We start from the raw sequence: 13,963 nt of genomic DNA, 5'->3' as shown, positions 1-13,963 counted from the left end.
TCCCGTTCGGTGCGACCCGGACCCGACTTCCCCTGTTTGCGGTACCCGATCGGACTATGGAACGGCGGCCGACCGGCTCGCGTTCCTCACCCGATTCGGGTGTGTCAGGGGCGCGACGCCGGGTCGACGCTGGAAGGCGTCCGGGCGACCGGGACGCCGACGGTGAGGAAGCGGGAGGGCAACGGGATGGGCAACGGGATGGGCACTGGGATGAGCAAGGGCTTCGCAGGGAAGGTCAGCCTCGACGTGCGCGACTCGGTGGCGGACTGGTCGCCGTACGAGCTCACACGCGCGCCCGAGGGGGCCCCCAACATCCTGGTGATCCTGTACGACGACACCGGCATGGCGTCGTGGTCGCCGTACGGCGGGCGCATCAACATGCCGACCATGGACCGGCTCGCCGCCAACGGCCTCACCTACACGCAGTGGCACACCACGGCGCTGTGCTCGCCCACGCGCTCGACGTTCCTGACCGGCCGCAACCATCACGCGAACGGCATGGGCAACATCATGGAGGGCACGAACGGGTTCCCCGGCCTCTGCGGGCGCATCCCCGAGGAGTGCGCGACGATCGGACAGGTGCTCCAGCAGAACGGCTACTCGACGTTCTGGATCGGCAAGAACCACAACGTGCCCGAGGAGGACGTCTCGTCGGGCGGCAGCAAGTCGCAGTGGCCGTTGGCGATGGGCTTCGACCGGTTCTACGGCTTCCTCGGCGGCGAGACCAACAACTGGTACCCCGACCTGGTGGAGGACAACCGGTTCATCGAGCAGCCCTACTCGCCGGAGGAGGGCTACCACCTCTCGAAGGACCTCGCCGACCAGGCGATTCGGATGATCCGCGACCAGCAGTCGTCGAACCCGTCGAAGCCCTGGTTCACGTGGTTCTGCCCGGGCGCCAACCACGCCCCGCATCACGCGCCGCAGGAGTACATCGACAAGTACCAGGGGGTCTTCGACGACGGCTACGAGGCCTACCGCGAGTGGATGCTCGCCCGGATGATCGAGCGCGGGATCATGCCCGCGGGCACCGAGCTGACGCCGTTCAACCCGATGCCCGAGGACCAGGCCAACCCCGCCGACTACGTGAAGCCGTGGGACTCGCTCTCCGCAGACGAGAAGCGGCTGTTCAGCCGGATGGCCGAGGTGTTCGCCGGTTTCAGCGAGTACACCGACGCGCAGATCGGCCGGATCGTCGACTACCTCGAGGAGACCGGCCAGCTCGACAACACGCTGGTCTTCTACTGCGCCGACAACGGCGCGTCGGGCGAGGGCTCGCCCGACGGCTCGGTCAACGAGAACAAGTTCTTCAACGGCTTCCCCGACGACCTCGCCGAGAACCTCGCGAAGATCGACGTGCTGGGCTCGCCGGAGACCTACAACCACTACCCGACCGGCTGGGCGGTGGCGTTCTCGACGCCGTTCCAGATGTTCAAGCGCTACTCGCAGTTCTCCGGCGGCACCTGCGACCCGATGGTGATCCACTGGCCGAAGGGGATCGAGGCCCGGGGCGAGATCCGGCACCAGTACCACCACTCGACGGACATCGTGGCGACCATGCTCGACGTGATCGGCCTCGAGATGCCCGAGGTGTTCCGGGGCGTGACCCAGCGCCCGCTCGACGGTGTGTCGATGCGCTACAGCTTCGACGCCGCGCCCGACGCGCCGACCCGCAAGCAGGTGCAGTACTACGCCATGCTCGGCACCCGCGGCATCTGGAAGGACGGCTGGAAGGCGTCCGCGATCCACGCCCCGCTGAGCGGCCACGGCCGGTTCGACGAGGACCGCTGGGAGCTCTACCACGTCGACGCCGACCGCTCGGAGTCGAACGACGTGGCCGCCGACCACCCGGAGCGGCTGCAGGAGCTCGTCGAGGCCTGGAACGCCGAGGCCGAGCGCAACCACGTGCTGCCGCTCGACGACCGCTCGGCGCGCGACCAGCTGACGATCGAGCGCCCGCAGGCGGAGCCCCCGCGCACCCGGTACGTCTACTACCCCGACACCGGCGCGGTGCCCGAGAGCGTCGCCGTCAGCGTGCGCGGCCGGTCCTTCAAGATCATCGCCGACGTGCGCCTCGACGACGGCGCCCAGGGAGTGCTGTTCGCGCACGGCTCGCGGTTCGGCGGCCACGCGCTGTTCCTCAAGGAGAACAAGCTCCACTACGTCTACAACTTCCTCGGCATCCCGCCCGAGCAGGAGTTCGTCTCCGAGCCGCTCACCGCCGGTCCGCACTCGCTCGGGATGGAGTTCACCCGCGAGAGCGCCGGCGAGCACGGCGAGTCGATCGGCACCTGCCGGCTCTACGTCGACGACCAGGTGGTCGCCGAGGGACCGATGCGGGCCCAGGTCGGCAAGTTCACGCTGTGCGGCGACGGGCTCTGCGTCGGGTTCGACAGCGCCGACGCGGTGAGTCGCCACTACACGAACCCGTTCCCGTTCACGGGTGGGGAGCTGCTCGGCGTCGCCGTCGACGTGAGCGAGGAGAGCTACCTCGACCTCGAGCTCGAGGCGGCGGCGATGCTCGCGCGCGAGTAGCCGCCGACCGCGACCACCCGGCCGATCGGCACGGGTCAGAATGGGGGCGTGACGAGGACCGATACGCCTCTACCCAGGGTGAACGCCGACTTCCTCGTCCGTCCGCGACTGCTGGACATGCTCGACGAGTGGTCGCCGATCTCGCTGATCCTGGCGCCGTCCGGTGCGGGGAAGGCGGTGCTGGCCGTGCAGTGGTCGGTGCACGCCCGTGCGGCGGGCCACGACGTGATCTGGCTCGACGGGGAGGTCGACGACCCGGCCGACGTCGTGGCGGCCCTGGTGCGGTACGCCGGCGTGCCGGCCGGCGTCGACGACGCCGCGACGCTCCGGCGGCTGCGCCGCGACCTGCAGGCGCGTGAGCGCCGGCTCGCGCTGGTCGTCAACAACGCCGAGCCGATCGTGTCCGCCATCGGGGACGAACTGGTCGAGATCGTCCGCGACTGCCGCGAGGTGCACCTGGTGCTCTGCCTGCGGCGCCGCCTCGACCCGGTCGCGAAGGCCCTGCTCGAGACCGAGACGCGCGTCGTCGGGCTGGGTGACCTGCAGTTCACCGTCGAGGAGGTCCGGGCCCTCGCGCAGCAGTTCGACCTCGACCTGCCGGAGGACGAGGCGGACGCGATCCGGGCCTCGGTCGGCGGCTGGGCGGCCCTGGTCCGCACCGGCCTGGAGTCGCTGCCCGATCTCGAGCAGCAGCGGGTGACCGCCTGGTCGCCGCGCCACGTGGCCTGGTTCGTCGGCGCCAACATCGAGCCCGCATTGCCGCCGACGGCGCTCGCCGCCCTGGTCCGCACCGCACTGGTCGAGCAGCCGACGTACGGCGCCGTGCTCGCTGCGACCGGACCGCTCGACGACGTGGCCCGGGCCGCGCTGGAGGACATCGGCATCCTCGACCCGCTGGTCAGCGAGGGCGAGCCGTTGGTGCGGCTCCCGCCGGTGCTGCGCGACTTCTTCGGCAGCCGCTACGACGAGCGCGTGCTCGGACCGGCGGCCGCGGTGCATCAGCAGGTCGCGCGGTACTGGCTGGGGGAGCGCGATCCCCAGCGGGCTCTCCACCAGGCCGTGTCCGGCCGCTGCTGGGCGCTGGCGGTCGAGGTCGTCGAGGACCACTGGTGGGAGATCGCCGACGCCGACCTGCGCGAGGTCCCGGCCAGTGAGGTGCGGGGGCATCCGTCCGCCGAGATCGGCCGGCAGGCGGCGCTGCCCGACGACGCGACCCCGTTGTCGCCCGCGGCCCGGTCGGCCGAGACCGAGCTGCGGTCGGCCGCGATGGACGAGCTCGTCGACCGGGCCGGGGACCCCGAGGTCCTGGCGCTGCTGACGCTGCTGCTGGTCCGCGACCGGCGTCGGGGGGAGCACGAGTCCGCCCTCGATCTCGCGAACCGGGTGGAGGCCGTCCTCGGGTCGCCCGGGGTCGCGGACGGGTCGCCGCCGGTACGCCGCGCGGCACTCGAGGCCGGTCGTGCCCGGCTGATGTCGGGTGAGTTCGGCGCCGCGAGCCGCGTGCTGCTGATCGCCGACGAGGCGGCGGAGGAGCGCGTCCTGAGCGCGGCCGCGAGCGGTGACCGGGACGCGACGAGGCAGTGGCTGCACCGCCACGATCCGGTCGGCGTCGCGGGCCGCATCGCGCTCGCGTTCGACGCGTTGCACGTCCTGGACCGGCCGCGGACCAGGGACGCGCTGGACCGGCTGTGGGCGGGGGGCGTCGTGAACGACGACCTCTGGCCGTTCGTCGCCTGGCTCGAGGCCGAGCACGCGCTGCTCTGGAGCGGCCGCAGTCGGCTGCGCGCCGAGCTCGCCGCGCTGCGGGAGGCAGCGCTACGACGACCGGAGACTCCGTGGCTCCAGGGCCTGCTCGACGCCGCCGAGGTCGACCTGTGCATCTCGCTCGGGCGCACCGCGGTCGCCGACCGGCTGCTCGCCGAGGCCGACCCCGGATCGGTGCCCGCCCTGCTCGCGCGGGCCCGCCTGGAGAGGGTGGCCGGCAAGCCGGACCAGGCGCTCGAGGTACTCGACGCCGTCGCGGCGGCCGGGATGCCGACGACCGCGTTGGAGATCGAGGCGCTGGTGCTGCGTGCCTGGTGCCTCGACGGGTCGGCCGCGGGGGCCGAGGACGCCCTTGCGCGAGCGCTCTACGCCGCGCGGCGCGACCGCATGGTGCTCCCGTTCGCGCACGTGCCGACGTCCCTGCTGGAGCGGCACCGGCGCGCGGTGTCCGGATTGGGGCAGGTCATGGTCCTGCTGCGCGAGGCCGGGGTCCGTGCGCCGTACGACCTCGTCGACGAGCTGCCGGCCATCTCGCCGCGCGAGCTCGCCGTGCTGGAGGCGCTCGCCCGCGGGCTGTCGCTGGAGCAGGTCGGCCGGGAGCTCTTCGTCTCCCGCAACACCGTCAAGACCCAGGTCGCCTCGCTCTACCGCAAGCTGCAGGTCCGAGATCGCACCGAGGCGGTGCGGAAGGCGAGCCGGATCGGCCTGCTCGACTGACGCCGGGTATCCAGGGTCAGAGCCGCTCGTCGAGGTGGTCGAGCAGCAGACGTACGGCGACGGTGAGCGGCTCGTCGTCCAGCGGCTGCGGGGCGTCGAGGAGAAGCCGCTGGAGCAGCCCGCGGAGCTCGACCTCGGAGATCTCGAGCTCGTGCGCCACGTCGCCGTCGGCACCCCGCCCGGTCAGCCGCCGCTCACGGACGTCGAAGGCCAGCCGGCCCCGGCTCAGCTCCTCGATCTGCTCGTCGATCCGGTCGTGCAGGCTCATGGCCGTCTGCTGCGGACGACGTGGAGCGCGGCCTCGAGATCGGTGCGCTTCGGGACCCAGCCGCGGCCGAGCTCGTCGGCCCACAGCGCGAAGACGGCCGCCCGCTCTCCCGGCTCCAGCGACTCGATGATCTCCTGCACGGCCCGGTTGTCCTCTGCTTCCACGGCTGCCTGTCCTCCTGCACGTCAAGCGGCCGACGCCGCCGTGGGGACGGTGCGGCGCCGGCCCGAGGAAGACTCGCGAGCGCGCCGTTGCTTACGGCGTCTCGGTGGACCCGGTCGGCTGGACTGGACCAGTCTCAGCTCCGGAAGACGAGCTCGTCGTTGTCCGGGTTCGGGTCGGCGTTGTCGGCGGCCGAGACCCGGGCGACGACGTCGAGCTCGCCGGACACGACGAGGTCGATCGCGAACGTGCCCCGCTGTGGCGGTGAGACCGAGATCCGGCAGGTCAGCTCCGTGAGGTCACCGTCGATGTGTCGCTGCTCGCACGGCGAGTCCCGGTCCGTCATCGGCAGGTACGACGACTGGTCGTGCACCCAGAAGCTCTCGAGGCGGTGCACGCGGAGCGTGATGACGGTGGGATCCAGCCATGCTCTGACCGTCATCTGCACGTGGTGGTGCGGGTCGTAGTAGGTGTGCGAGCCGTCCTCGATCGTCAGATCCTCCTGGGTCTTCGGATCGACCGTGGGGGTCTCGGTCGGAGTCTCCGTGGGCGTCTCGGTCGGGGTCTCGCTCGGCTCCAGGGCGGGCGGCACGACGGGGGGCGACGTCGGCGTGGCGGTCGGCGTCGGGCTCGAGCTCGGTCTGGCGGTCGGGCTCGGTGTCGTGCTGGGCTCCGAGGTCGGTCTCGGGTCCGGGCGCGTCGACGGGTCCGGGGTGCGGGTGGGCACCAGCGCGGGAGCGGTCGTCTCCGCCGGGGGCGGGAAGGTGATCGTCGACTCGGCCGACGCGGACGTCGGCGAGGCGGTCGGGGAGCTGGTCTGCGGTGCCGGGATGGTGCCCGCGCTCTGCCCGGGCGGGCCGGCGGAGATCGTGTCGTCCGGCTCGTCGCCCTGCGCGAACAGCGCGAAGCCGATGCCCGCGAGGGCGGCTACGGCGGCTACCGCGCCGGCCACCGCCAGTGAGGTGCGCAGGCCGCGGCCCCCGAACAGCCCGACGGCGGCGCCGGTGCCCGCACCGGCCGTGGTGCCGAGGTACGCCGCCGCCGACGCCCCCAGCAGGGCCGGGGCCAGCACGGCACCCAGGTCGGCGCCCAGGGCGTTGAGCTCGAGGAAGCCCGCCGTGCAGTCGGGGCATCCGGCGAGATGCTCCTCGAGTCGTTGCCGCCGCCGACCGCGCACCCGACCGCGCACGTACGGCGCGAGCTGGTCCCGGAAGGGCCGGCAGGCCTCGTCGCGCACGGCGCCCAGGTGCGCCTCGAGGTAGGCGCTCCGCAGACCCTCGCGAGACCGGAAGGCCAGGGCCGCGACCGCGTTCGCCTTCAGCCCGAGCAGCCGCCCGACCGTCTCGTGGTCCTCGCCCTCGACGGCCGTGTGCCACAGCACGGCCTGCCACCGCTCGGGCAGCGCCGCGAAGGCGTTCGCGAGGACCACGGACTCCTGACGCTGCTCCGTCGCGTCGGGCAGCGGGGCGTCGAGCTCGTCGGCGTCCTCGACCCAGGCGTGCCGGCTGTCGCGGCGCACGTGGTTCACGTAGACGTTGTGGACCGTCCGGAGCAGGTAGGGACGGAACGCCACGGACGGGCCGCCGCCGGCCCGGATGCTCTCCAGCAGCTTGGCGAACGCCTCGGCGACCAGATCCTCCGCGGTCGTGGGATCGGCCAGGCCGCGGGCATACCGGGCCGCCGCGTCGTGGTGCCGCACGTAGAGCTCCGCCACGGCCTCGTCGTCCCCGCTCCGAGCAGCGGAGATCAGGTCGAGGTCACTGGCGGACTCACGTTCCAAGAACGCGGTCATCGGGGTCGATCTCCTCATGGCGCCTGGTGTCGGGGTCATCTACGCCACGGCGCCGTGACGTGGACACAGCCTCCGTCAGCATCCCCCTCGGCGAGGGTGCTTGCCCCCGATCGGACCACAGGAGGGCGGGATTCACCCACTGGTTCACCCGCTCGTTCCCGGGTTCGACAGCGACGGTCTAGACCGCGTGCTCCCCGGTGTGCGGAAGCCGTAAGGAACCCGTAGATCAGGGGTCTCTAGCAGCGGTCGGACCCTTGCGTCCGACGCTCGGAAGGCTACGGCGACACGGATGTGGGGAAACAGATGGGCAAGACCCGGCGACGCAGGACACTCGCGACCAGAGTGATCGCAGCGGCCGCGATGGCGCTGGCGGTGATGACGACCGGACCGATCGGGGTGGCCGACGCCGCGCCCGCGCAGTCACAGGTCGGCATCACCAAGGAGAGCAGCCTCGACGGGTCCTCGGTGACCCCCGGTGCGCAGTTCACCTACACGCTCACCGTCCGGTGCTCCGGCCTGACCACGGGCTGCGTCAACCAGACGGTGACCGACGTGCTACCCGAGGGGCTGGACGTCACCTCGCTGCCCCCGTCGACCGAGACCCGTGAGGTCGACTACGACGCGTCGACGCGCACCCTGACGGTCCGCTTCATCGAGCCGCTGCAGGAGCCGGTCGGCGCGATCGGCCTCAACGACGGCGCCACCCGGGCCTTCGACATCGGCATGCGCCTGCCCGCCAACACCACGATGCTCGACGGCGCGGAGATCACCAACCGGGCGACCACCGTCGCCGACAACGCGCCCGAGGACTTCGACGAGAACGTGCTCCCGGTCTCGGTGCCGCGCGAGGTCAAGCCGGTCGCGACCAAGACCTGGGCCGACGGCTCGGCCATCGCCGGCAGCGGCGAGCAGACCACCGTCACCCTCGGCGTGCGCAACGCCTCGTCGAGCTCGGTGAGCGTCGCCGAGCTGCGGGTCACCGACGTGACGCCGGCGACGTACGAGCACTTCGACCTCACGAACGTCGAGCTCCTCTCCTTCCCGGCCGGTGCGGACCGCGCCCAGCTGCTGGTGTGCACCGCCGCCGGCTCGAGCTGCGCCGCCGAGTCCGACTGGTCGGCCGGCGCGGTCGCCTCGGCCGCCGGCGCGCTCGCCCTGCCCGGCGGCGTGACGGCAGGTGCCGTCACCGGGGTCCGCGTGGTCTTCACCGACAGCTCCGGCGACCCGCTGCCGTACGACGCGACCGGCGGCCAGGTCCGCCTCGGCCTCGCGCTCCGCGACACCCTGCGCTCCAGCGGCGACGACCTCACGCCGACGACCAAGCTCACCGTGAGCAACTGCGCCGTGCCCGGCGCCGTCGACGAGACCGACACCCTGACCAGCGGTGCCTCGGTGTGCGCGCCCTTCGACGTGCTGCCTGACACCGTGCTCGTGCACACCCAGAAGTCCTTCTTCGCCGACACCAACGGCAACTTCACCCGCGACACCGGCGAGTACGCCGTGGTCGGCGAGGACTCCCCGGTCTCCGCGACCGTGTCCGTGCGCAATGACTCGGCCTTCCCGCTCCGGCACATCCGGATCACGGAGCCCGACGCCGGAGCCGCGACGTCGGAGTTCGACAAGCTCGACCTGACGAAGGTGCGGCTGCGCTTCCCGACCGGTGCCACGACCGCGCACCTGGTCGTGAAGTACGACGACGGCAGCGCCGACCTCGAGCAGGACCTCTCCGCCACCGCCACCGTCGACATCAGCCGGACCGGCACCCGCGTGAAGAGCATCGAGGTCGTCTACACCGGTGTCGACGGCGACGGGAAGCCCTCGATCGCGATCGGCGCCACGGCGTACCTCGACGTGCACGGCACGCTCAACGACGATGTCACCAACGACGACCTGCCCAACGGCACGTCGCCGGGCGTCGTCAACTGCGCGGCGTACCGCGCCCAGGCGGACACCTCCGACAGCACCGGCACCACGTCCGGCAACGCCTGCGCGTCGCTGCCCGTCGAGGCCCGCTCCAGCGGCGGCAGCGGCGTGAAGTCGGTCGGCCAGACCTCCGTGCCCCCGGGCCAGCCGATCCCGTTCACGCTGACGCTGACCAACAACGGCAACGTCCCGCTCGTCGACCCGGTCCTCAACGACCCGCCGACCGACGGCGCCGGCAAGCCGCGCACCACCGACAACCCGTTCACCGTGCTGTCGCTGGTCTCCGCCACCGTCCGCAAGGACGCCGGCACGCCGGACGTCGACCTCGAGGTCTTCGACCCCGACGCGGACACCTGGGTCCCGTACGCCGCCGGCAACACGGCCCTGCTGGCCCGGGCCACCGGCGTCCGCGCCCTCGTCGACGGTGAGCTCACCCCGACCAAGCGGGTCTTCGTCGACCTGGTCACGGAGCGCCGCGCGGGCGTGCCCGACGGCGTCACGCTGAGCAACTGCTTCGCCGCCGGTGCGGTCGGCTGGACCGGTCCCGCGGTCTGCTCGGCCGAGGTGACCACCGCCCCGGCCGCGAGCGGCGCGGTGCTCAACAAGTCGATCTCGCCCGGTCAGCTGCCGGCGCCGATCCCCGGCGTCCCGCAGCAGACCGCGCAGGTGCGTCTGACCGTCGCCAACACCGGCAACATGAGCGCGAAGCGGCTCCAGATCACCGATGCGGACGCCGACTTCTTCGACGCCGTCAACTTCGGGCAGGTGCGCTCCGTGACCTACCCGATCGGCGCCAACCGGCTCCAGGTCGACGCGCTGACCGACGGCGGTTGGGTCACCGGCACGCCGGTCTCGAGCGGCTACGCCCTCCCGGCCGGCGTCGCGGCCGGCGACGTCATCGGCGTGCGGCTGACGTTCACGAACTCCGACGGCGGCTACTCCCTGCGTCCCTGCGAGGGCACGCCGACGCCGACGAACTGCACGGGTGCCGTGGTGCTCGACGTGCACCCGCGCAGCACGCTGCGCTCGGACGCCGAGGCCATGCCGCCGGCCGAGCTCGACAACAGCGCGACCGCCGGCTACGAGACCCGGCTGCAGACCCCGGGCACGCTCGCCCCGATCGACCCGGTCGAGGCCACCCTCGACCTGGTCGAGGGCGACCCGCAGCTCGACGTCGAGAAGACGCCGAACAGCGCCATCGCCCCCGGTGAGAACGCACCCTTCCGTCTCGAGGTGACCAACTCCGGCACGGCCGACCTGCCGAACGTGGTCGTCACCGACCTGCTGCCCGCGGGCCTGACCTTCGACGAGAGCTACCAGTCCGGCGTCGGCTACCGGATCGTCGACGTGCAGGTGCCCGCCGGCACCGAGGACCCGCCGACGCCGACGTTCACCACGACGAGCGACGCCGGCCGGATCTCCGAGCTGCACTGGTCGTTCGGCGACTGGGTGATGCGGCCCGGCGCGAGGTTCGCGATCGAGATCCAGGTGCGGCTCGCCCCCGGCGTGACCGAGGGCCTGGTCAACACCAACCGGATGGGTGCCTCCTCGTCGGCCGACGACCTGGCCTGCGCGGCCGGCACCGGCACCTCGACCGACGGCACCTTCGGTACCGGTACCTGGTGCACCGACTCGGCGGCGGTCACCACCAAGGCCGGCGCGGCCTTCGAGGCCCGCAAGTGGGTCGCGGGCAACGACGCGCTCGGCTGGTGGGACAACCGCAACCACGAGCCGGTGGCCGTCGGTGCCTCGGTCTGCCCCTCGCTGACCGAGGGCGGCCGGACCTACACGGCGTACCCGTGCGTCGCGCTGGTCAACCCGGGCGACCGCTACGACTACCTGCTCCGCATGGTGAACGCCGGCACCGAGCCGGCCACCGACATGCGCATCATCGACCGGTTCCCGGTGCAGGGCGACAAGGGCGTCGTGCTCAGCGGCACCGACCGCGGCACCCAGTGGGACAACCGTCCGCGGCTGGCCACCGAGCCCGTGCTCGTCGGCAGCGGCGCGTTGACCACGACCTACGCCGACAGCGAGGCGGGGGTCTGCACGGCCGACCTCTCGATGACGAACGCGTGCGGTCCGGAGATGTGGGCCGACGACTTCAGCGCCGACGTGGTCGCGGCCCAGCTGCGGGTCCACTGGGGCACGCCGCTGGCGCCGGGGGCCGGGGTGAGCATCTCGTTCTCGATGAACACCCCGCTCGAGGTCGCGCAGGTCGCCGACCCGACGATCGCGTGGAACTCCTTCGGGCACGCCGAGACCACCAAGCGCGCGAACGGCAGCACCCGGGTGCTGCCGCCGACGGAGCCGATCCAGGTCGGCGTCGCGACGGCGTACGGCACGCTGCACGTCGAGAAGGAGCTGCTGGCCAACCCCGGTGACCTGCCGGTGGACGACCGGGAGTTCGAGATCGACTACTCCTGCGAGATCGAGCCGATCGGCAACCCGGCCCAGGTCGTCGCGACGGGCACGCTCACGCTGCGACCGGGTGAGTCCGACGAGGTCACCGGGCTGCCCGGCGGCGCGACCTGCGAGGTGTGGGAGGCCGACGCCTACGGGGGTGTCACCAACTACCCCGAGGACGACCCCGCGGTCGTCACGATCGACCCGCAGCTCGGGTCCGACCCGGCCCCGGCGGCGAGCGTCACGGTCACCAACAGCTACCCGCTCGCGGAGATCGAGGTCGCCAAGCTCGTCGAGGGCGACGCCAAGGCGTACGGCGCGGACACGACGTATCCCATCGAGGTCACCTGCGCCATGGACGGCGTGACGGCCACCGGGTTCCCCGTGACCGTCGACCTGGTCGGCGACGACAGCGAGACGCTCGACGCGCCCGTCGGCTCGACCTGCACCGCCACCGAGCTGGACGACGGCGGCGCGACCTCCTCCGACGTGGACCCGTCGGCCGGGCTGCTGGTCACCGCCGGCGCCACCGGGACGCTGTCGCTGACCGTCACCAACACCTTCGACCAGGGCCACCTGCAGATCCTGAAGCGGATCACCGGCACCGGTGAGAAGCTGCCGAAGGGCCCGTTCGAGTACGAGGTGGCGTGCACGTTCCAGGGCGAGGCCATCGCCCCGGTGACGGTCACGGTGCCGCGCCCGGCCGGTGAGACGGAGCTGGTCGCGGACGTCCCGCTGCTGCTCCCGATCGGCGCCGAGTGCACGGTCACGGAGACCGACGCCGGCGGCGCCGACGCCACGCCGGCGCCGGTGACGGTGACCATCGTCGAGAACGCCGACGACAACACGGTCAGCGCCACGTTCACCAACGAGTTCTCGGCCGGCACCATCGCGCTGAGCAAGGCCCTCGCCGGGGCGGGCGCGACCGCGTCGTACGCCACCGGTGCGGTGTTCGACGTGGCCGTGACCTGCGCCATCGGCGCCCCGACGAACGTCCTCTACTCCGGCACCCTCGCGATCCGCGGCGGTGAGCGCATCCAGGTGCGCGACCAGGCGGGCGACCCGCTCCTCCTGCCGGCCGGCGCTCGTTGCTGGGCGGTGGAGACCGGGACCGGCGGTGCGAGCGGCCACACGGTGAGCGCCGGGTCCTTCGACACGGGCGTGACCGTGCTGCCGGGGACTCCCAGCGACCTCCAGGACCTGGAGATCAAGGTCGTCAACACGTTCGACCTGACCTCCGTGGTGCTCGACAAGGTCGTCACGGGCGACGCTGCGCGGTACGCCGCCGGGCGGGAGTTCCAGGTTGCCGTGACGTGCGTGCTGCCGCAGGGCGGGGTCAAGACCCCGATCCTCACGGACGCGCCGTTCACGATCGCCGCCGGCAAGCCGGTGACGGTTCCGGACCTGCCGGTCGGCGCGGAGTGCTGGGCGGTCGAGACGGACCAGGGCGGCGCGACCGCGTCGGTCGTCGACCACGCCGGTCCCGCGGCACCGCTAGTGCTCGGCACCCAGCCGGGCACGATCGGGATCGACAACCGGTTCGACGCCGCCGAGCTCGTCGTGACGAAGAAGGTCGTCGACGGACCGGCCGGGCCGTACTCCTTCGAGGTCACCTGCACCACCGACCTCGGCCCGGTCGAGCTCCGCGACCGCGACGCGGCGTTCGAGCTCCGTGACGGCCGGAGCCGCACGATCGAGGTGCCGCTCGGCGCGACCTGCACGATCACGGAGGTCGACGTGCCGAAGGCGGCGACGGTCACCTTCCAGGAGGGCAAGCCGAAGGACGGCAAGGCCGACGGCAAGGTCGTCGTCGACCGGGACCGTGAGGTGACCGTGGTCAACACCTTCGACGGCACCGTCGACGGCAACCTCGACGGCCGCGGCGACAAGGGTGACGGCGAGGACGGCGACGTCGCCGGCACCGGCGCCGGCGCAGGTGACGACGGGATCCTGCCCAACCTGGGCGGCCCCGCGCTCGGCCTCCTCGGGCTCGCCGCGGTGCTGTGCGCGGGCGGCGCGACGCTCGTGTGGCGCAGCCGGCGGACCGGCCGGGCCTGAGGCTGGACCAGACCCGGTCCGGGACGGCCACTCCGGCCGCCCGGACCGGGCGGGTCCGCCGCTCGGCGGCCCGCCACGTGCGGCACTTCCGCCGCGCCGCACGCCCCTGATCCGGCTTCGCCGGGCGCCCGAATCGCCCAATCGCAAGGTTTCCGCAAGACGACTGCGAGTCGCTTGGACGGTGTCGTCCGGGTGGCTACAGTCGTTCTCACAAGCCGCGCTGGTGACCCGAGACGCCAGCGCGGCTTGTTTCTATTTCGCCGGGTTCGCTCGTTCCACCGAACTCGCGGTGGGGTGGGCCCGCCCGCCCGTGATGACGCTTCATCACGGGATGAAGA

6 protein-coding genes are annotated in these 13,963 nt (G+C 72.4%); 3 read left to right on the top strand and 3 right to left on the bottom strand.

Annotation, left to right across the window (positions count from 1 at the left end; translation table 11 throughout):
- The first annotated feature begins 162 nt into the window (after nt 1–162).
- Both KM427_RS22955 and KM427_RS25645 read left to right on the top strand, forming a co-directional pair.
- Entirely contained in the window at nt 163–2,535 is a 2,373-nt protein-coding gene (locus KM427_RS22955; protein ID WP_252274785.1) for an arylsulfatase, read from the top strand.
- 78 nt (nt 2,536–2,613) lie between these two features.
- Entirely contained in the window at nt 2,614–5,016 is a 2,403-nt protein-coding gene (locus KM427_RS25645; protein ID WP_252274783.1) for a helix-turn-helix transcriptional regulator, read from the top strand.
- A 16-nt stretch (nt 5,017–5,032) separates the two neighbouring features.
- Here the strand turns inward: KM427_RS25645 and KM427_RS22945 are convergent, their stop codons facing one another.
- The 3 genes from KM427_RS22945 to KM427_RS22935 all read right to left on the bottom strand — a co-directional run bounded on the left by KM427_RS22945 (nt 5,033) and on the right by KM427_RS22935 (nt 7,238).
- On the bottom strand, nt 5,033–5,284 hold the full coding sequence (locus tag KM427_RS22945; protein ID WP_183592088.1) for a hypothetical protein: 252 nt from the start codon (nt 5,282–5,284) through the stop codon (nt 5,033–5,035).
- The gene (locus KM427_RS22940; protein WP_183592087.1) at nt 5,281–5,448 is read right to left on the bottom strand and encodes a hypothetical protein; all 168 of its coding nucleotides are present in this window, start codon (nt 5,446–5,448) and stop codon (nt 5,281–5,283) included. Before KM427_RS22940 ends, KM427_RS22945 begins: the two co-directional genes overlap by 4 nt.
- 134 nt (nt 5,449–5,582) lie before the next feature.
- Nucleotides 5,583–7,238: a sigma-70 family RNA polymerase sigma factor gene (locus KM427_RS22935; protein ID WP_215525431.1), complete on the bottom strand. Its 1,656-nt coding sequence runs from the start codon at nt 7,236–7,238 to the stop codon at nt 5,583–5,585.
- A gap of 342 nt (nt 7,239–7,580) precedes the next feature.
- On the opposite strand from KM427_RS22935, the gene KM427_RS22930 reads away from it, so the two are divergent.
- Nucleotides 7,581–13,625 (top strand): DUF5979 domain-containing protein, encoded by a 6,045-nt coding sequence (locus KM427_RS22930; RefSeq protein WP_215525430.1) that lies wholly within the window; start codon nt 7,581–7,583, stop codon nt 13,623–13,625.
- Nucleotides 13,626–13,963 lie beyond the last annotated feature (338 nt).

The organism is Nocardioides sp. LMS-CY (assembly GCF_018732145.1).
Taxonomy (GTDB): Bacteria; Actinomycetota; Actinomycetes; order Propionibacteriales; family Nocardioidaceae; genus Nocardioides; species Nocardioides soli.
This window is presented reverse-complemented; position numbering and strand designations above follow the sequence as displayed.